Origin of the sequence: Staphylococcus arlettae, assembly GCF_025560845.1 — a bacterium.
GTDB lineage: Bacteria > Bacillota > Bacilli > Staphylococcales > Staphylococcaceae > Staphylococcus > Staphylococcus arlettae.
Genome location: NZ_CP094803.1, coordinates 904,458 through 924,521 on the forward strand (window position 1 = coordinate 904,458; position 20,064 = coordinate 924,521).

18 protein-coding genes are annotated in these 20,064 nt (G+C 32.8%); 9 read left to right on the forward strand and 9 right to left on the reverse strand.

Annotated elements, in window-relative coordinates:
- Positions 1-258 precede the first annotated feature (258 nt).
- Positions 259-2,178 (reverse strand): ABC-F family ATP-binding cassette domain-containing protein, encoded by a 1,920-nt coding sequence (locus tag MUA37_RS04300; protein ID WP_002509108.1) that lies wholly within the window; start codon positions 2,176-2,178, stop codon positions 259-261.
- Between the two features lie 157 nt (positions 2,179-2,335).
- Here MUA37_RS04300 and MUA37_RS04305 point away from each other — a divergent pair, with 157 nt between their 5' ends.
- From MUA37_RS04305 to MUA37_RS04330, 6 genes are all read left to right on the forward strand, one after another.
- Positions 2,336-2,977 carry a redox-sensing transcriptional repressor Rex gene (locus MUA37_RS04305; protein ID WP_021459247.1) on the forward strand — a complete coding sequence of 214 codons (642 nt, stop codon included), beginning with the start codon at positions 2,336-2,338 and terminating at the stop codon, positions 2,975-2,977.
- A gap of 426 nt (positions 2,978-3,403) precedes the next feature.
- Positions 3,404-4,498: a YeeE/YedE family protein gene (locus tag MUA37_RS04310; protein WP_002509110.1), complete on the forward strand. Its 1,095-nt coding sequence runs from the start codon at positions 3,404-3,406 to the stop codon at positions 4,496-4,498.
- A gap of 20 nt (positions 4,499-4,518) precedes the next feature.
- Complete coding sequence (locus MUA37_RS04315; RefSeq protein ID WP_002509111.1) at positions 4,519-4,743, forward strand: sulfurtransferase TusA family protein; 225 nt, start codon at positions 4,519-4,521, stop codon at positions 4,741-4,743.
- Positions 4,744-5,121: 378 nt separating this feature from the next.
- On the forward strand, positions 5,122-6,081 hold the full coding sequence (locus MUA37_RS04320) for a LacI family DNA-binding transcriptional regulator (protein WP_262624849.1): 960 nt from the start codon (positions 5,122-5,124) through the stop codon (positions 6,079-6,081).
- Between the two features lie 82 nt (positions 6,082-6,163).
- Entirely contained in the window at positions 6,164-7,648 is a 1,485-nt protein-coding gene (locus tag MUA37_RS04325) for a sucrose-6-phosphate hydrolase (protein WP_238126166.1), read from the forward strand.
- A complete protein-coding gene (locus tag MUA37_RS04330) occupies positions 7,645-8,607 on the forward strand; it encodes a carbohydrate kinase family protein (RefSeq protein ID WP_112369522.1) in 963 nt (320 codons plus the stop codon). The genes MUA37_RS04325 and MUA37_RS04330 overlap by 4 nt, the downstream gene beginning before the upstream one ends.
- Before the next feature lie 68 nt (positions 8,608-8,675).
- Here the strand turns inward: MUA37_RS04330 and agrA are convergent, their stop codons facing one another.
- From agrA to MUA37_RS04360, 6 genes are all read right to left on the reverse strand, one after another.
- A complete protein-coding gene (gene agrA / locus MUA37_RS04335; RefSeq protein WP_142019518.1) occupies positions 8,676-9,392 on the reverse strand; it encodes a quorum-sensing response regulator AgrA in 717 nt (238 codons plus the stop codon).
- A 12-nt stretch (positions 9,393-9,404) separates the two neighbouring features.
- A complete protein-coding gene (gene agrC, locus MUA37_RS04340) occupies positions 9,405-10,703 on the reverse strand; it encodes a quorum-sensing sensor histidine kinase AgrC (protein ID WP_002509116.1) in 1,299 nt (432 codons plus the stop codon).
- Positions 10,704-10,730: 27 nt separating this feature from the next.
- Positions 10,731-10,868 (reverse strand): cyclic lactone autoinducer peptide AgrD, encoded by a 138-nt coding sequence (gene agrD, locus MUA37_RS04345; RefSeq protein WP_002509117.1) that lies wholly within the window; start codon positions 10,866-10,868, stop codon positions 10,731-10,733.
- Positions 10,865-11,440, reverse strand: a complete 576-nt coding sequence (locus tag MUA37_RS04350; protein ID WP_002509118.1) for an accessory gene regulator AgrB — start codon at positions 11,438-11,440, stop codon at positions 10,865-10,867. The genes agrD and MUA37_RS04350 overlap by 4 nt, the downstream gene beginning before the upstream one ends.
- Positions 11,441-12,182: 742 nt before the next feature.
- Positions 12,183-12,968: a carbon-nitrogen family hydrolase gene (locus MUA37_RS04355; RefSeq protein ID WP_002509119.1), complete on the reverse strand. Its 786-nt coding sequence runs from the start codon at positions 12,966-12,968 to the stop codon at positions 12,183-12,185.
- A 256-nt stretch (positions 12,969-13,224) separates the two neighbouring features.
- The gene (locus MUA37_RS04360; protein WP_021459259.1) at positions 13,225-13,854 is read right to left on the reverse strand and encodes a nitroreductase family protein; all 630 of its coding nucleotides are present in this window, start codon (positions 13,852-13,854) and stop codon (positions 13,225-13,227) included.
- A gap of 194 nt (positions 13,855-14,048) precedes the next feature.
- Here MUA37_RS04360 and MUA37_RS04365 point away from each other — a divergent pair, with 194 nt between their 5' ends.
- A complete protein-coding gene (locus MUA37_RS04365) occupies positions 14,049-16,133 on the forward strand; it encodes an SdrH family protein (RefSeq protein WP_262624850.1) in 2,085 nt (694 codons plus the stop codon).
- A 170-nt stretch (positions 16,134-16,303) separates the two neighbouring features.
- Here the strand turns inward: MUA37_RS04365 and MUA37_RS04370 are convergent, their stop codons facing one another.
- Together MUA37_RS04370 and mroQ are read right to left on the reverse strand one after the other, a co-directional pair.
- A complete protein-coding gene (locus tag MUA37_RS04370; RefSeq protein ID WP_262624851.1) occupies positions 16,304-16,612 on the reverse strand; it encodes a hypothetical protein in 309 nt (102 codons plus the stop codon).
- A 273-nt stretch (positions 16,613-16,885) separates the two neighbouring features.
- Positions 16,886-17,629: an intramembrane glutamic endopeptidase MroQ gene (gene mroQ / locus MUA37_RS04375; protein WP_002509123.1), complete on the reverse strand. Its 744-nt coding sequence runs from the start codon at positions 17,627-17,629 to the stop codon at positions 16,886-16,888.
- Positions 17,630-17,808: 179 nt separating this feature from the next.
- On the opposite strand from mroQ, the gene groES reads away from it, so the two are divergent.
- The gene (groES, locus tag MUA37_RS04380) at positions 17,809-18,093 is read left to right on the forward strand and encodes a co-chaperone GroES (RefSeq protein WP_002509124.1); all 285 of its coding nucleotides are present in this window, start codon (positions 17,809-17,811) and stop codon (positions 18,091-18,093) included.
- Positions 18,094-18,139: 46 nt separating this feature from the next.
- Positions 18,140-19,762 (forward strand): chaperonin GroEL, encoded by a 1,623-nt coding sequence (groL, locus tag MUA37_RS04385; RefSeq protein ID WP_021459238.1) that lies wholly within the window; start codon positions 18,140-18,142, stop codon positions 19,760-19,762.
- The last annotated feature ends 302 nt before the right edge of the window (positions 19,763-20,064 follow it).

The window sequence follows — 20,064 nt, forward strand, 5'->3', positions numbered from 1 at the left end:
TATGCATTGACCGTTTTTGTCAATAGAGAACGTGCGTACTTATCAACAATCAGTGTATAAGTTGTGTATAACTAGTGGTTAAAGCTGTGCATTGTTAAAAAATGTATGGGATAATCCTAAGTAGAATTTACATTTTACTTGTGGATAACTAGGATAACTCTGTGGATAGCTTTTGTTATAAGGTTTTAAATGTGAATAAAAAAATAGAGGAAGTAATGTGGATTACTTCCTCAGAAAATAAAACGATATAGAAACAAATCACTTTTCTTGTAATTCTTCCCATAACTCTAAAGCCTGTTCTAATTGCTGTTCGGTTTGTTGTTTTTCAATTGCAAGAGCATTTGCTTTTTCAGGATCGCTATATACTTCTGGTTGTGTTAACTGTACATCAATGTCGTCAATTTGCGCCTCATAGGTTTCAATATCTTGTTCGCATTGTTCAATTTGACGTGTGATTTGACGTTGTAACTTTTTTTGTTCTTTTTGTGACGTATAGTTATTTGTTGTAGTATCGTGTTGTTCAGTAGCACTGTCATTGGTTGCTTGATGTTGTGCTAAAGCTTGTTGTTCTTCAACTTTATCTAAAAAGTATTGATAGTCACCTAAATACAATTGCCCACCTGATTCATCAATATTCAAAACTTTATTGGCAAGTTGATTGATGAAATAACGGTCATGTGAAACAAAGAGTATAGTGCCTTGGAATTGACTTAAGGCTTGTTCTAACATTTCTTTTGAATCTATATCTAAGTGGTTAGTAGGTTCGTCGAGTATTAAAACATTGTTTCTTTCTAACATTAGAAGAGCAAGTTGAAGACGCGCTTTTTCTCCACCAGATAAATCATTAATGATTTTTTTGACATCTTCTTGTACGAATAAAAATCGCCCAAGCACTGCTCGTATATCTTTTTCATTCATAGAAGGATATTGATCCCACACGTAGTCGAGAATAGTAGCAGTTGATTTGAATTCAGCTTGCTTTTGATCATAGTAACCTATTTTAAGGTTTGCACCAGTTGTTATCTTTCCTCCTAATGCAGGTTGTCGTTCGGCAATCGTTTTAATTAATGTTGATTTACCGATACCATTAGGACCAATAATTGCTACATGGTCTCCTTTAGTTACTTCCAAATCAATAGGTTGCGTAATGGGTTGTTCATAGCCAATGGTTAAATGCTTAATATGGAAAACATCATTGCCTGTATTACGGTCAAAATCAAATTGAATGTTAGCACTACGTGCATCAAGTAAGGGTTTATCAATACGTTCGATTTTTTCTAACATTTTACGACGACTTTTGGCCATTCCTGAAGTAGAGGCACGAGCAATATTTTTATCTACAAAAGTTTCGAGCTTTTTAATTTCAGCTTGTTGATTTTCATACTCTTGCATGCGTTTTTCATAATATTTATCACGTTGAGTGATAAATTGACCATAATTTCCGACGTAATGTTGCACGTCGCCTAACGCTACATCGTATATTTGTGTTACGATTTTATCTAAAAAGTAACGATCATGACTAATTATAATGATGGCGCCTTTAAAATAATTCAAATAACTTTCTAGCCATTGTGTTGTTTCCATATCTAGATGGTTAGTAGGCTCATCAAGTAATAATAAATCAGGATCTTCAAGAAGCATTTGAGCTAAAGAAAGACGTGTTTTTTGACCACCACTAAAATCATTGATAGGACGATTAAAATCCTCATCAGTAAAATGTAAACCATGTAGCACTGTTTTGATTTTACTTTCATATTGATAACCTTCTAATTGTTCAAATCTATTTGATAAATTTTCATATTTTTCAATATGTGCTTTATAGTCATCACTCTCATATTCAGTTGCATGTTGTGCCAACCAATGCGTTTCTTGTTGCATTTGTTGTTCAATTTCCATTACCTGTTTAAATGGTTTTGACATTTCCTCAAAAACTGTCTCATTTGTGTCTAGTGTCATTTGTTGTGTCAAATAGCCTAGTTTTAAATTTTTGATTTTGGAAATATGTCCAGAATCATAACCATCAACACCAGCAATTATTTTCATTAATGTAGATTTTCCCGCACCATTTCGTCCAACAATACCAATACGTTCACCTGTTTTTACTGCGAAATTTACATCATTGAAAATATCTTTTCCATCGAATGATTTTGACACATTGTTTAATTGTAATAATATCATTTGATTCGCACCTCTCTAATACTTTATATTCTACCGTATAACGGCTATTGAGAAAACAAGGATTGTTTATTTTTAAATATTTATCATGTATAATATTGTAGTAATTGTACATACAAAATTAAGGATATAATCCAAGTATTATTAGGGGGACAAGGTTTTGGCTAATCATAGCGATAGAATTCCTCGAGCGACGTTAAAACGTTTACCGTTATACTATAGATTTGTTAATACATTAAAGTCAAAAGGTATAGACAGGGTGAACTCTAAAACAATTAGCGAAGGATTAAATATCGATTCAGCGACGATTCGTAGAGACTTTTCGTATTTTGGAGAATTGGGTAAAAAAGGATATGGTTATAATATAGACAGCCTGTTGCATTTCTTTAAAAATGAGATAAGTAAAAATAATGAAATTAAAATTGCCATTGTAGGTGTAGGTAATTTAGGTAAAGCGTTATTGACGTATAATTTTTCTATACATGATGAAATGACCATTACAGAAGCTTTTGATATTCGTGATGAAATAGTGGGTCAACAAGTAGGTAATATTGTTGTTAAACATTTTGATGAGATGCAAGAGACATTACAAAATGAAGCTATCGATGTAGTGATTTTAACGACACCTGAAACAGTAGCCCAACGAGTCGCTGATCAACTTGTAGAAGCAGGTGTTAAAGGTATTTTAAACTTCACGCCAAATCGCGTTAGCACTCCGAATGATGTGCAAGTTCATCATATTGATTTAGGTATTGAACTACAATCATTACTATTCTTTATGAAAAATTATGGTAATAAATAACTGTTTTAAGAGACTGGGACAATATTGATTGTCCTAGTCTCTTTTCATTTTGGTAGTAGCTGACTGCATTGAAAATGCGCTTTAAATCAAGCTTTTTTCAACGCTAGTCATCCTTGCCAGGGTGGGACGACGAAATCATTTTTTCAAAATCGGATTTCTGTCCCACTCCATGTTTTAGTCGAAACCTTTTTCATATGGGCAGTAGCTGACTGCATTGAAAATGCGCTTCAAACCGAGCTTTTTTCAACGCTAGTCATCCTTGCCGGGGTGGGACGACGAAATCATTTTTTTCAAAATCAGATTTCTGTCCCACTCCCTTTATATTTTAGAGTTACAAAATTATTACAATTTGCGCAAACTATTGAAATTTATAGTGAAATTTTATATTATTAATCTTATTGACTTAATCGGAAAAGAGGAGATAAAGTGATTTGGTTAATTGTTAGTGGACTAATAGTAGGAGCATTATTAGGATTTGTAATGCAAAGAACACGCTTTTGTCTAGCCGGTGGCTTTAGAGATATGTATATACAAAAAAGTAATAAGATGTTTTATGCATTACTAATTGCTATTTCAATACAAAGTATTGGGCTACTTATTTTGACATCTACAGGAGTAGTCCAAATACCTGAATCAAGTTATCCAATTATAGGAACAATTATTGGTTCATTTATATTTGGAATTGGCATGGTATTGTCAGGTGGCTGTGCTACAGGTACTTGGTATCGTGCAGGTGAAGGATTGATAGGCAGTTGGATTGCCTTAGCATTATACGCTGTAACGGCAGCAGTAACTAAATTTGGTTTGTTATTACCTGTAATGAATGGCATTAACAAACCAACTACGGTTAGTACAAGTATGTCTCAAACAACAGGTATTCCAACTTGGGTTTGGGTAGTTTTATTAGTTGCAATTACTATCTTTTTTGTAGTGAAAACATTGCGTAAACCTAAATCAAAAGTAGCAGTACCAAAATTAAAACAAAAATTTACAGGTGTACGTTACTATCTATTTGAAAAGAAATACCATCCATTTATTGCAGCAATTGTTGTCGGATTGATTGCATTGCTAGCATGGCCTGTCAGTGAATCTACAGGACGTATGTATGGTTTAGGTATAACAACACCATCAGCTAACATTGTGCAATTTTTTATGACTGGTGATGTAAACCTGTTAGACTGGGGAGTGTTCCTAGTATTAGGTATTTTCTTTGGTTCGTATATCGCAGCTAAAGGTTCAAGAGAGTTTAAATGGAGACTACCAGATAAAAAAACCATTAGAAATAGTGTCATTGGGGGCGCTTGTATGGGATTTGGTGCGTCAGTAGCCGGTGGCTGTTCAATAGGGAATGGCTTAGTAGAAACTGCGACTATGTCATGGAAGGGCTGGATAGCACTAGCTTCTATGATTTTAGGTGCATGGTTTATGAGTTATTTCATCTTTATCAGACCAATGAAAAAAGCACAGCGAGCAACAACACAAAGTAATGCTCAAGTAACGACTCAAACTCAAACAACATAATTATTAAGGAGGATTGTTTTATGGTACATGAACTTGGAACAGTAGGAATGGTTTGTCCATTTCCATTAATTGAAGCTCAAAAGAAAATGGAAACATTAACAACTGGTGATGAATTGAAAATTGATTTTGATTGTACACAAGCAACAGAAGCATTGCCAAACTGGGCTGCTGAACAAGGTTATCCAGTAACAAACTATGAACAATTAGATGATGCTTCTTGGACAATTACAGTTCAAAAAGCATAATAATATAAGAGACTAGGACAAAATTGATTCGTCCTAGTCTCTTTTCATATTGGCAGTAGCTGACTGCATTGAAAATGCGCTTCAAACCAAGCTTGTTTCAATGCTAGTCATCCTTGCCAGGGTGGGATGACGAAATCATTTTTTTCAAAATCAAATTTCTGTCCCACTCTCTTTTTATTGGCATTAGTGCATTGCTAGCTTGAAGCAATTATATTTAAAATAGTTCTCCAAGGTAATGAAGTTGAAGAGAGTCTACATAAATACTTTAAAGGTTCTGTTCTATTTATAAATCGATGTATTTTTATATTTTAAGCGATTACAATATGATAAAATATAGTTTAAAGTGCAAATACAGTACATAAATGAAAGTGAGTAAATATGAAGAACATAGCAGATATTGCAAAAATTGCAGGTGTATCTAAAAGTACAGTATCTAGATATTTAAACAATGGTTCTGTGAGTAGAAAAACTAAAGAGAAATTAGATGCTATTATTCGACAATATGATTATCAACCCAATCAATTTGCTCAAAGTTTAAGAGCACATAAAACAAACATGATAGGTGCTATTATACCGAGAATGAATTCATATGCAGTAGATGAGACCATTAAAGGTGTGAAAAATTTATGTGATAGTTTGAATTATAGATTATTACTTAATTATACTAATTTAGATCCAGCATTAGAAATCGATGCATTAGAAACATTTTATCGCAGTAAGGTTGATGGCATTATCTTTATGGCTACTGATTTAACCGATAAACATTTAGAGGTCATTAATAAAATTAATGTCCCTGTCGTTATTGTAGGCCAACATTTTGAATCATTCCATTGCATTGTACACGATGATTACCATGCAGGATATCTTGTTGGTGATTTAATTGGTCAACGAGGTTATCGTCACATTAAGTATTTTAGTGTTACTGAACACGATACTGCTGTGGGAATAAAAAGAAAAAGTGGATTAATTGATGGTTTGAAGCAATACCATGTAACGCCTGATGTTACAACGACATCATTTAATTTTAATGAAGCCATGATTGACGTGCAATCTGAATTACATAAAGATCATTCTTACGATGTTATTATTGGCGCCACAGATGCTATTGGCCTTGCAGTTCATAAATTTTGCACTGAACATCAATTATCATTTGATCAGCGTATGATAGTTGGTTTTGGGGGCGATCCAATGACCCAATTAGTATCACCGGTGATTAATACTGTAATTTATCATTTTGAAGCCGCTGGTGAAGTAGCGATGTCTCAATTAGATAAACTCATAAAACAACAATCAGTTGAAGAAAAAATTCTTATAGATGTAGAACTTAGTTTTAAATAAAGTTATTAAATGGAACCGATACCACAAAAGGTGGTAAACGTGCTAAAATGAATATGTATTATGATGAGGAGGAATATTAACAATGAGTGAGTGGAGTCGAGAAGACCGTTATCAGCGATATGAAGATGTTTCACATGAAGAATTACATCAATTACAAGAGCAAGTCAGTGCTTCTAAATATAGACAAATATTCCATATTCAACCCCAAACAGGTTTATTGAATGATCCCAATGGTTTAATTTACTTTAATGGGATGTACTACTTATCTCATCAATGGTTTCCATTAGGTGCTGTACATGGATTAAAATATTGGTTCAACTTTACAAGTAAAGATTTAGTACATTTTGAACCTCAAGGTCCGATATTAAAACCAGATACTATCGCGGATAGCCATGGTGTGTATAGTGGTAGTGCCTTTGAATACAACCAACAACTTTATTACATGTATACCGGAAACCATCGTGATGATGAGTGGAATCGTCATTCAAGCCAAATGATTGCCAAAATGAATGAAGATGGTACTATAACAAAATTTCCAAAACCAGTTATAAGTCAGCCACCACAGGGTTATACTCAACACTTCAGAGATCCTAAAGTGTTTAAACACAATGAAAGTTATTATGCGATTATAGGTGCACAAAATGAAGTATTAAATGGTAGAGCATTAATCTATAAATCTAATGATATCGTCAATTGGGAACTTTTAGGTGACTTAACTACACAATTAACTGAGTTTGGTTATATGTGGGAATGTCCCGACTATTTTAATTTAGACGGTTTTGACATGTTACTTTTTTGCCCACAAGGTATTGAAGCACAAGGAGAAAAATTTAACAACATCTATCAATCAGGCTATATAATGGGTCAATTAGATTTGACTACTATGACGATGAATCATGGTGATTTTATTGAATTAGATCACGGATTTGATTTTTATGCACCACAAACATTTATAGATGAACACGGTCAACGTATTTTAATAGGTTGGATGGGCTTACCAGAGATCAATTATCCAACTGATGAAGACGGTTGGGCACATTGTTTTACACTACCTCGTGAATTGACAATTGAACAAGGTGAACTTAAGCAACGACCAATTAAAGCTTTACAGCAATTAAGATTTAATAAAGAAACGGCATTAGGTTATGCCAACAAATTCACAAGACAATTGCAACCATATGATGGGACTCAATACGAGTTAATAATTGATATTTTAGAAAATGAAGCAACAGAAATATATTTTGAATTACGCAAAAACAAAAATTGTAGTACTTTAATCAGTTATAATACGAAAACGCACAAACTTACTTTAGATCGTACTGACAGTGGTTTATTACCAGAGCCAGTTATGGGTACTACGCGCAGTACTTCGTTAGATACGCCTTTGCGTCAACTACAAATTTTTGTAGATACTTCTAGTATTGAAATTTTTTGTAATGATGGTGAACGAGTATTAACATCACGTATATTTCCAACAGAACAAGCAGATGGCATTAAAGTATCGACAGAATCGGGTCAAGTTTATCTGCAACTTACAAAATATGATTTGAAAGTAGGGGAACAATGAGAAAATTATATGCTATTGGAGAAGCGTTAATCGACTTTATACCGGGCACAACAGATACAAAATTAAAAGATGTTGAAACCTTTTCACGTCAAGTGGGAGGTGCACCTTGTAATGTTGCAAGTACAGTACAGAAGTTGGGCGGACATGCTGAAATGGTAACACAATTAGGCAATGATGCTTTTGGTGATATCATTGTTGAAACATTAGATGACATAGGTGTAGGGACTTCATTTATACGACGAACAGATGAAGCGAATACAGCATTAGCATTTGTGAGCTTAACTCAAGACGGAGAAAGAGAATTTTCTTTTTATCGTAAACCTTCAGCAGATATGTTATACAAATCTGAATATTTAACAGATCTTACAGTAACTGAGGAAGATATATTACATTTTTGCTCTGTTGATTTAGTACAAAGTGATATGAAAATCGCACATGAAACATTGATTAACCAATTTCATCAAGCAGGGGGGACAATAGTTTTTGACCCTAATGTTCGCTTGCCATTGTGGGATAGTGCAGAAGAATGTCAACAAGCTATTCGTCAATTTATACCACGTGCACACATTGTAAAAATTTCAGATGAAGAGTTAACTTTTATTACGGGATATACTGATGAACAAGCTGCACTTAAGTGGCTATTTCAAGGTAATGTAGAAGCGGTTATCTATACTAAAGGTGCAGCTGGTTCTGAAATACATTTAAAAGATGGTTCAGTACAAAGTCATGAAGGATTTGAAGTCACACCAATCGATACAACAGGTGCAGGAGATGCATTTATTGGTGCAGCAATTAGTAAGTTATTAACATATGATGCTAAAAATCTAGCAGATACTTTACAACAACATGGAGCGAGTATTTTGAAATTCAGTAATTTTGTAGCAGCACAAGTAACTACTAAATATGGTGCTATTGAGAGTATTCCAACTTTAACAGAAGTGGAAAAAGGACTTCAATAGTTGTTATTGGCAATTTAATCAACTTTAATTAAAAAAATGCTGGAACTTCATTGATGTTCCAGCATTTTTTATATTTTTTTTATATTTCGAACTGATGCATAGCAATATTCTTGATTATTGAAATAAACGATCCGTTCTTTAGAATCAATGGATTCAATATTATGTCGATTAACCACAAAGCTATTGTGACACCTGAAAAACCGCTCATCTAATTGACTGAGTTCTTTTAAGTTACCATAAAATTCAATTTGTCGATTGTCTAAATGCGCAATTAAACGGTGTGATTTTGATGAAGATTCAAAAAACATAATATCATCGTAACGTACATATACAGAATTACTACCGCGTTTAAGTTCTATAGTTTCAACGCTACTGTCTTTCGATAAAAGATTTAAGCGTGTTTCAGACGTTTCTATACAATCGATAATGCGAGATTTTAATTCCTCAGGATCATCTTTAAAGATAAAATCCATTGCAGCTATTTTATAAACAAATGTTAAATATGTAAGTTCACTATGGCTTGTAACAAAAATGATGTTGCCCACTGGGTCATGTTTTCGAATCTCACTTGCTAATTTAATGCCATTGATATCTGCATCAAGCTGGATATCTAAAAAGTAACAACCAACGCCCTGCTGATTTTTGGTTTCCTCTAAAATTGCGTAAGGATCTCCAGTGGCCAATGCAATTTCCATTGGCTTTTCTTCAATCATAATATAGTTATCAATAATAGACACCATACTGTCTCGCTGCCTCACATCATCTTCGCATATGAAAATTTTCAAGTTATCACATCCTTATGACTGAGAATTTAGTATTTCTACTTTTTGAACAAAGTAACCATTTTCAATTGTAGTGTCTAATAAAACATTGGCATTTGAGTCTGTGATTTCTTTTAAAGTAAATAAGCCTAAACCACGATTACCGCGCTTTGTCGAAAAGTTTTCTTGAAATAATGTATGTACACGTGGGATATCATCCTCACACTTATTCATAACGATAAAAGTAACTGAGATATCAGAGTTTTTAATAAAAGCAACTCGTATTAATGCATCCTCCGTAATACTTTCAGATGCTTCAATTGCATTATCTAATATGATACCTATAACTCTACTTAAATCTATAATAGGCATATTTATTTTTTCGATAGGCTCGGGTACTTCAATACTGATACTAATATTTTTTTCTTGCGCTTGTAAAATCTTTGTAGTTAATAAGCCTTTGATTTCTCTTACGCGTAAGTTTTCAGTCCCATTAATCTTAACAGTGTTCATTTGCATGCTATCTTGCATTGGTAATATTTCATCATTAAAATAACTGCGTAAACCTGCCATGTCGTTTTCCCTAATATAATCTGACATGGTAGTTAAGATATTAACATAATCATGTCGGAACTTACGCATTTCATTATTAATTTTTTCAATTTGTAGCGTATATTTATAATAGTTTTCTATTTCTTTCATATTACGTTTATATTGAATTTCTCGTATAATGCTGAAAGAAACTGTGACTATTAATATCGCTATCGTAATAATAAAAATCACATAGATGACAGCTAAATATTTAAAGTCACCATAAGAAATTATGTTTTTCGGCATGTACATGTATAGGGTAATAAATGTGCTTAATAAAATGATACCGATTAATGTTAAATACGCTTTATTCAATGAAAGGATAGAACTAGTTAATTTTTTTACAAAAAATCTAGTTAAAAATGCTAGTAACAGAGAAATTAAAGTGAAAAATAATGAGTAACTAATAAACAAAATATATTCATTATGTATAACTCTCTCTACCATTGCAGAAATCCAAAGCGTAAAGAAATTAGAAATGTACATTAATAAGAAACTAAGAATTGCAACAACTAAACCAAGAAATTTACTTCTTATGTATATCAAGATAAGTGTTGAAACTAATAAAATGGGAATCGTTTCAGGACCAATAAATATATAAAATAAAGAAGAAACAGGGATTATAATCCCAAAAATTGAAATATAATCCCATTTGTTGTATTTTAAATCACTTATAATTTTTATTACACAAAATAATATAATCACTTGAAAAATAGGTATAATCACTGAGTTATATAATTCCATTTTTTTACACACTCTCTAATCTAAATATTATTCGTATAATTTTGTTAATTCTTCTGGTACTTCAGGTTCATCAAACCAACCACTACATGGGTTGATACCTGCGACTGTACCGATTAACTCGAAAAACTTGGCGAAAAAACTGAAAAATGAATTTAATAAGTTCATGTAGAAACATCCTCCTTAGGGAAAAATATAGGTAATTGTGTTACAGCGATAATAATAATGCCTAATAAAATCAATTGTTGATAAGGTGCATTGAACAATAATGAGCCTATAATTAATAACAAAGTTACAACTATAGTTTTCACTTTTTTCTTCTTGTGTAATCTTTTTGGAATAGGTTGTTTTTTAGTTGCAGAAGGGGCATATATACTTAATATTATAAAACCTAATATTGCTAGTATATACATAAGCCCAATATCAACTTTAGTATAAACAATAATCCAAGGTAAAAAAACAAATAATAATAAGTTTTGAACATGACACAGTAGTGACGATTTTGCATGTGCACCATGCGCAAATGTTCGAATAATTACGTAAGTTAGATGAACAGTCAGTGTGTAAAAAAATAAGTGGCACAGGATTGAAACACCATAAGCTACAACAGTCTTAAAAATATTGCCCACAAAAACTTGCATACCTAAACGTATTTTCAAGTAAGAAATGTGATCTAAATTGTTACGTTGCTGTAAATATTTAGCTAAATGGTCAATACGTTTTTCTATTGCATTTAACATGTGTTTCGCTCCTTACTGACATTATACAATTTAAATTAAATTTTAGGCGTCTTATTGCCTATCTGTATAATTTGAGTCCTTAACTGTTTGCTGTTTACTATATATTTAATTTTAACATATTTGCACTACAGTTAAGCACTAAAATGAACGACTTGGGCATTATTAAACATTTTTTCAAAAAAACATGGTTAAATGTATTTGTATCACAAAGAAGTGATTTGAGTACTCAATAGCAAGACTACTAGTGTCTTAGTCATTTATTTTTCTTAATGAGCAGAAGATTAATAAATGTTGAAATCTAAATACGTAATTGTTTCTTCGTATAGTTATAACAATACTTATATTAGAGAGTAATCATTTCTTTGTAATATAAACAAAGGAGGTTGTTGTTGTGACAAAAGACATCACTAACACTCTTGGTGGTTTAGTGAACTAATTTTGAAGACAGTTTGAAATTCGCTTAATTATTAAGCTTTCCCTATTAGAACTGTATTCATAATTTGAGTTTGATTCAATCTATACTAGTGTCATTAATAAATTACCTATAACAGAGGTAATTTAAGTATTAACATGTAAGCTATCGTAAACATCATTCAATTTATCATTTTAATAATCGGTAAATTCACTAAATTTTTTCATAATTAATAACATCCCCAAAAATAGATAGAGAAATAACTGTAAAAACATTCCCTTAATAATAAGTTACAAAACCGTGAGTCCCTCCCAAGCTCACGGTTTTATTTTATTTATATAAATCTAGTCTAAGATTATCAAAGACTGGGATATTTTGACGTTGCTGGTTAACTTCAGAAATATTTAATGTAACACTTACTCGTTTTTCTAAATTACTCGCTTCTGCAATAATTTCTCCATTAGGACTTATAACCATAGAATGTCCTGCGTATTCAGTGTTTCCATCGTCTCCACAAGAATTACAAGCAACAATAAAAATATCATTTTCAATGGCACGTGCTTGGAGTAGGGCACGCCAATGATCTAAGCGTACTGCTGGCCATTGTGCTACATAAAATGCAATTTTAGCTCCTGTACGTGCAGGATAACGTAATAGTTCTGGAAATCTTAAGTCATAGCAAATTATTTGTGTAACAGCAACACCTGATGATAATTGGAAATTTTCAGGCACTGTTGAACCTGCAGTTAGATAAGTAGGTTCATCTAACATCGGAACTAAGTGTGTTTTGTCGTAACTGTTGATTAAGGTTTGGTCTTTTAACACAGTAAAAGCTGTATTAAAGATTTTGCCATCTTTTTTATTAGCTACAGAACCAGCGACAATATCTACTTGATACATTTTTGCAAGTTGAGCAATAAAGTTATAGCTGCGCTGTAAATCATTATCTGCAAGAATATCTAGCTGTGATAATGCATAGCCTTGATTCCACATCTCAGGTAAGACTACGACATCTGTTTCACTATTTAGGTTTTGTTCAAACCAATGTTGAATTTTTTTTTCGTTGGTTGACACATTGGCAGGTTCTATTTGTAATTGAAAAATTTGGATATTCATAGTTTCACCTCTAGTAATCTAGTTTTATTAAATGTACTAAATATTCCGACAAATTTCAAAGTTTACTATGACTAGGTAAAATACAAGTTAAATAAGATTGTGACTTAGTAAATCATGTTCATTAAATTTAAATCGTGCGTTAAAAACTGACAAAATTTAAGAAAAACAAAAATGACAAGAACTATTTTTGCAATAGAACTTGTCATTTTTGTTAGGTCAAGTTATGTAGGTACTTGACTTTAGTTAAATTTCAATTTTATTTTTTAATTAAAAATCTATCTTCAATTGAATTAAATGCTTTATCGCCAGCTTCTTCACGAATATTACCAAATGGCATTTGTGCCATCAATTTCCATGTTTTTGGAATGTCGAATGTTTCAGTTACAGCTGCGTCAACTAGTGGGTTATAGTGTTGTAATGAAGCACCAATACCTTCAGTACTTAAAGCAGTCCAAATTGCAAATTGATGCATTGCATTTGTTTGTGATGACCAAATTGCAAAGTTTTCAGCATAATTTGGCATTTGATTTTGTAAACCTTCAACGACAGTTTCATCTTCAAAGTACAAAATAGTACCGTAAGAATGTTTGAAGTTGTCTATTTTATCAGATGTTGGTTGGAAATCACGATCTTCACCCATAGCTTTTTTCAATTCATCTTTCGTGATATCCCAGAATTTATCGTGATTGTCATTTAGTAATAAAACAATACGTGTAGATTGAGAATTGAAAGATGATGGAACATGTTTAACTGCATGCTCGATAATCGCTTCTAATTTATCATCAGAAATTGAAATTTCCTTTTCTAAACTATAAATTGTACGTCTGTTTTCTAATATTTGTTGGAATGTTTCTAATTCACTTTTTTTACTTTTAAAGATACCCATGATCTTAATGCACCTCTCAGTTAATTTATAATATATACCTAGTATAATAAATATACTTTTGTTTGTAAACTATAATTTACATTTATTTTCAAAGATATTAATATTCCTTTTCATTGTCTTAATTTTAATGAAAAATAAACAGTTTTCTAATATACTAAGTATAATAACTTTTAGTAATTTAGGAGGTGGCCTTAGTGCAAAATAAAACTATATTAAAATATACACTTTCTAGTGCGGTAGTATCGTTAAGTGTCCCTTTTATAGTAGCATCACCTATAAATGCCGAGACAGGCTACACAACTGATTACACTGACAAGCAAGCTATATCAGATACTATTACTTTAAATAATAATGATAATAATCAAGTGGATAAGGCAATAAATGATAATAGTTCACAACCATATAGTGAAGGTACGGCTTTAGCTCAACCTGACAATAGTAAGACAGGATCTTCAGAAGTACCTAATATAAGAACAGCTCCAATATCATCGTCTGACATAGATGAGAATCAATTGCCAGTTTCAACTGAATATACAACTGATAATGATGCAGTAGAGCAGTCAACACAGAATACTGGTATGAATGACAGTGAATCGACATTACAAGATGACACAACATTACAAGATGGGAAGTCAACAGAAGGTGAAAATACAACAGATACTTCTGGAAATGTATCCAATGAAGAACCGAGTTCACAGCTAGATAACAATACCCAAACAGAGCCATCACAAACTGGAGACTCAACAGGGAGTGAATATCCGGGTGATGCAACAGGAGATGGGACAGGACAAACAGAACTACCACAAACAGGTGATACGATGGGAGAACAACCAAGCACACAACCCGATGACAATGTAGAGCCTCAGCCGCCACAAGATGGAGGCACAACAGGAACTGAGTATCCAAGCGATACAACAGGAGATGGGACAGGACAAACAGAACTACCACAAACAGGTGATACGATGGGAGAACAACCAAGCACACAACCCGATGACAATGTAGAGCCTCAGCCGCCACAAGATGGAGACACAACAGGAACTGAGTATCCAAGCGATACAACAGGAGATGGGACAGGACAAACAGAGCCACCACAAACAGGTGATACGATGGGAGAACAACCAAGCACACAACCCGATGACAGTGTAGAGCCTCAGCCGCCACAAGATGGAGGTACCACAGGAACTGAGTATCCAAACGATGCACCAGGAAATGGAGGTGGACAAACAGAACCACCGCAAACAGGTGATACAGATGGAGACCAGTCAAACAATACGCAACCCGATGACAATGTAGAGCCAGAACCGCCGCAAGATGGAGGCACAGCAGGAACTGAGTATCCAAACGATGCACCAGGAAGTGGAGGTGGACAAACAGAACCACCGCAAACTGGAGGAAGTGGACAATCAAACCCGACCCATAACGATGGGGTGAATGGTGGAAACACAACTTATCCAACTGGTGGTCCATCTTCACAAACATCAGGCAATGCATCAAACGTAAATGATAATAGAGTGGCAACTTCCGACGATAGTAATTATGGTGATTTATCTCAGTCTTCTAATAAGGTTAAACAAAATAGCAACAGCATAAATAATTCAACTGATGTAAATTCTAATAGTGGTAGAGATAGTAATCCATCAAATTATCAAAATGATAGTTTATCCTATAATTATGAGCAAAATAAAAATGCTACTAGTTCAGGTGCTAAGCCAGCTTCAGCACAAACATTTGGTGATTTGGCGAATCAACAGAAAGATTCAAATGAAGATTCCGATAGTAATGTGATGAATCGCTTCCGTCAACTTGCTCCGGGTTCATTTAAATATAATCCTTATGTTTTAAAACAAGTTAAAGCATTGAATAATGATGACAGTAATGTTTCGGATAGTGATATAAATGCTATTTTTTCAAAACAGAAATTTACCGATAATTCTTATTTAAGAGAGTTACAAAAAAGTACAAACTATTTTAAGTTTCAGTATTTTAATCCTATTAAATTTGATGATTACTATAAAAATTTAGATAATCAAGTATTGTCATTAATTACAGGAGAAATCGGTTCAATGCCTGATTTAAAAGCGCCAAAAACTAAAAAGACTCAAGGTGCATATGAATATGAAGAAAGTGATGATACAGAAACGACTCAAACACGCCAAGAAGCTGAAAAAGCAGATAAAGGCTTGAAATTTGAACGTGTATTATTTACTTTAATAGCTGGTATAATAGTGATATTTATCGGTGTTGTTACTACCTATTTCATTCATAGAAGAAAAAAATAAATGCATGTTATCAAAAATAGGCTACTCATTCCTAGAATTCATCTGGGTATAAGTAGCCTATTTTTTATTTAGTTCTAAGTTAATTTAGAGATTGTTCTTATTATGTAGTTAACTTAAGTGTGATGTGGGTTGGTTTAAATGTACGTGACAAGGTATTAGAACAACATTTTTCATTTTATGGTATTAAAAAGGTCAACAAATTTCTTCGCATCTTGACGAGGGACTTGATCGAAAATCCAAATCTCCTCACTTTTTTCAGTAATAACTATTCTAAAAGGACTAAAAGAAATACCTGATTTAATATTTTTAATGTCGCTAAATAAAAATGTATCCTTAATTTCAGAACCTTCTATGACTCCTGTTGCTTGAAATTGAATTCTATCTCTTAAAAGAGTCAAAGTTCCTGGTACTGCTTGTGATCGAAATATTTTCATAGATGCATATACTGATATTATAGGATTGGTTAAATCATTTTCCATAATGTTGACCACCTTTTTTAATAATTTAAATTATAACACACTAGATAGTTTTCACTGGTTAAACAATATAAGTAAAGTGGTGAAAACTAGATTGTAAGTGAAATGTTTTTTACTATTTTCTAGGCTTCTAATTTTTTACATTTTAACTTTATTATAGTATTCAATTGAATATGCTTTAGTCATAGAAAACCACCTCCAAATAAATTCATTTGTAATGAGAAGTTACTTGGAGGTGGTTTTATTTTACTCTTAGTAATTGATAAGATGCTTATTTTAAATAAAGAAATTTATAATAAATGATGTAGATTGTTGAAGTTCTTTAATTTTATCTGGACCAATTAAAATTTGTACTACAACAACAAATCCATTTTGAAATACATGAATCAGTATTGGAACCCAAATCCGTTTAGTATATACATAGAAAGCTGAAAAAATCATGCCCATACCAAAATAAATAATGAAGAAAGAAGGATCGCCATGTGCGACACTAAACAATATCGAGCTGACTATACTAGCAATTAAAAACTTAACTAACTTGTTACCTTTCAAGATATTGTACAGTTCACCGAAAATAACTTTACGGAATATATATTCTTCTAATATAGGGCCAATAACAGCGATTAAAACTATAAATATTGGAAACGCATTGGCAATTTGTAGTATACGTTCTGTATTAGGGCTCTTTTGAGGGGCACCTAGAATATGTATATTTATCAAACTTGCAATGATTTGATAAATCATAACAATAAAATAGCCGACGAATGCCCATAAAATAATATAGCGTTTTTTTTCTTTAGGTTGACGCTCTAACTCTGTGGGATTTGATATTTTAAGATGTAACACTGCTATAATAATGAAAGCAATGAAAAATAGCACCACTTGAGTAGCAATTCCAGTAATTCTAAGATTTTCCCCGCTTAAGTTACCGAGTATACCAGTTGATAAGATAAGCGCTGGACCAAATTGTGCAAGTCCATAAATCAATAATGTAAGTATGGACACCCATAAACGTGACATTTTCTACCTCCAAAAATAATAATATACTTTATTTTATCGTAAAACTGAGATTACTACAAAATAAACCCCCGATAGTTTTTGCTTGAATTATTGACCAACTTTGATTATTATTAAAATTGTATTAGCACTCTATATATATAAGTGCTAAAAGTTTTTGAATTTTTAAGGAGGAACAATACATGTTAAAACCATTAGGTAACCGAGTAATTATTGAAAAAGTAGAGCAAGAACAAACAACTAAAAGTGGTATCGTGTTAACGGATAGTGCTAAAGAAAAATCAAATGAAGGTAAAATAATTGCAGTTGGTGCAGGACGTCTGTTAGATGATGGTACTCGTGTTGCTCCTGAGGTCAAAGAAGGCGATAGTGTGGTTTTCCAACAATATGCTGGAACTGAAATTAAACACGGTGAAGAAACATATTTAATTTTAAATGAAGATGACATTTTAGCAGTCATTCAATAATAAAAGTAACGGTAAAATAATTAAACAACATGGAGGTTAATTAATTATGGCAAAAGATTTAAGATTCTCAGAAGATGCGCGTCAATCAATGTTACGTGGTGTAGATAAATTAGCAAATGCTGTTAAAGTTACAATCGGACCAAAAGGACGTAACGTTGTTTTAGATAAAGAATATACATCACCTTTAATTACTAATGATGGTGTTACGATTGCAAAAGAAATCGAACTAGAAGATCCATATGAAAATATGGGTGCAAAATTAGTACAAGAGGTAGCAAATAAAACAAATGAAATTGCTGGTGATGGTACGACTACTGCAACTGTATTAGCACAAGCAATGATTCAAGAAGGATTGAAAAACGTAACGAGTGGTGCTAACCCTGTTGGTATTCGACAAGGTATAGACAAAGCTGTAGATGTTGCGATTACAGCATTACATGATATTTCACAAAAAGTTGAAAATAAAAATGAAATTGCACAAGTTGGTTCTATTTCAGCAGCGGATGAAGAAATTGGTAAATATATTTCTGAAGCGATGGAAAAAGTTGGTAATGATGGTGTAATTACAATAGAAGAATCAAGTGGTTTCAATACAGAATTAGAAGTAGTTGAAGGTATGCAATTTGATAGAGGATATCAATCACCATATATGGTTACTGATTCTGACAAAATGGTTGCAGAACTAGAAAAACCTTATATCTTAATTACAGATAAAAAGATTTCTTCATTCCAAGATATTTTACCGCTATTAGAGCAAGTGGTTCAATCTAATCGACCAATTTTAATCGTAGCGGATGAAGTAGAAGGCGATGCATTAACAAATATCGTCTTAAACCGTATGCGTGGAACATTTACAGCAGTAGCTGTGAAAGCACCTGGTTTTGGTGATCGTCGTAAAGCAATGTTAGAAGATTTAGCTATCTTAACTGGTGCACAAGTTATTACAGATGATTTAGGCTTAGAATTAAAAGATGCATCTTTAGATATGTTAGGTACTGCGAACAAAGCAGAAGTAACAAAAGATAATACTACTGTTGTTGATGGTGATGGCGACCAAAATAGTATTGATGCACGCGTTAGTCAAATTAAAGCACAAGTAGAAGAAACAGATTCTGACTTTGACAGAGAAAAATTACAAGAACGCTTAGCAAAATTAGCAGGTGGCGTTGCAGTAATTAAAGTAGGTGCAGCAAGTGAAACAGAATTAAAAGAACGTAAATTACGTATTGAAGATGCATTAAACTCAACACGTGCAGCAGTTGAAGAAGGTATTGTTGCTGGTGGTGGTACAGCATTAATGAACATTTACGACAAAGTAAATGCTATCGAAGCTGAAGGCGACGTAGCAACTGGTGTTAATATTGTACTTAAAGCGTTAGAATCTCCAGTACGTCAAATTGCTGAAAATGCTGGTTTAGAAGGTTCAATTATCGTTGAACGTCTTAAAAATGCAGAAGTAGGTGTAGGTTTTAATGCAGCTACAAATGAATGGGTAAATATGCTTGATGCTGGTATTGTAGACCCTACAAAAGTAACACGTTCATCATTACAACACGCAGCAAGTGTTGCAGCAATGTTCTTAACAACTGAAGCGGTTGTAGCTAACCTACCAGAAAAAGAAGATAATGAACCACAACCAGGTATGGGCGGCATGCCAGGTATGATGTAAAATGACCACTAAACATTGATTTTATAGTAAATCAACTGTTCATCGGTCATAGCAATAATAAAATAATTAATGCAAGACGTTTTCCAAGAGGTTACTTAGCCTTTTGGAAAGCGTCTTTTTTATGGTGTGATTATTAGAAGGTCGTTATAGATATATATTCATTTGATAATACTAATGATATTTTTATACAGAACATTTTGTAGTTTTACAACTACCTTTGAAAACTCTTAAGAATATGCTTGAATATGATGTTGGTTGACAAACAATTAAATAAAAGATAACATTTAAGTAATTACTTAAAT

Bases quoted from the DNA above. Each gene is read 5' to 3' on its own strand.
- MUA37_RS04350 (WP_002509118.1), bottom strand. From the start codon at position 11,440: ATGTTAAATGCAATAGAAAAACGTATTGACCATTTAGCTAAATATTTA.
- MUA37_RS04315 (WP_002509111.1), top strand. From the start codon at position 4,519: ATGGTACATGAACTTGGAACAGTAGGAATGGTTTGTCCATTTCCATTA.
- MUA37_RS04370 (WP_262624851.1), bottom strand. From the start codon at position 16,612: ATGGAAAATGATTTAACCAATCCTATAATATCAGTATATGCATCTATG.
- agrC (WP_002509116.1), bottom strand. From the start codon at position 10,703: ATGGAATTATATAACTCAGTGATTATACCTATTTTTCAAGTGATTATA.
- MUA37_RS04300 (WP_002509108.1), bottom strand. From the start codon at position 2,178: ATGATATTATTACAATTAAACAATGTGTCAAAATCATTCGATGGAAAA.
- mroQ (WP_002509123.1), bottom strand. From the start codon at position 17,629: ATGTCACGTTTATGGGTGTCCATACTTACATTATTGATTTATGGACTT.
- groL (WP_021459238.1), top strand. From the start codon at position 18,140: ATGGCAAAAGATTTAAGATTCTCAGAAGATGCGCGTCAATCAATGTTA.
- agrD (WP_002509117.1), bottom strand. From the start codon at position 10,868: ATGAACTTATTAAATTCATTTTTCAGTTTTTTCGCCAAGTTTTTCGAG.
- MUA37_RS04320 (WP_262624849.1), top strand. From the start codon at position 5,122: ATGAAGAACATAGCAGATATTGCAAAAATTGCAGGTGTATCTAAAAGT.
- MUA37_RS04360 (WP_021459259.1), bottom strand. From the start codon at position 13,854: ATGGGTATCTTTAAAAGTAAAAAAAGTGAATTAGAAACATTCCAACAA.
- groES (WP_002509124.1), top strand. From the start codon at position 17,809: ATGTTAAAACCATTAGGTAACCGAGTAATTATTGAAAAAGTAGAGCAA.
- MUA37_RS04325 (WP_238126166.1), top strand. From the start codon at position 6,164: ATGAGTGAGTGGAGTCGAGAAGACCGTTATCAGCGATATGAAGATGTT.
- MUA37_RS04330 (WP_112369522.1), top strand. From the start codon at position 7,645: ATGAGAAAATTATATGCTATTGGAGAAGCGTTAATCGACTTTATACCG.
- MUA37_RS04355 (WP_002509119.1), bottom strand. From the start codon at position 12,968: ATGAATATCCAAATTTTTCAATTACAAATAGAACCTGCCAATGTGTCA.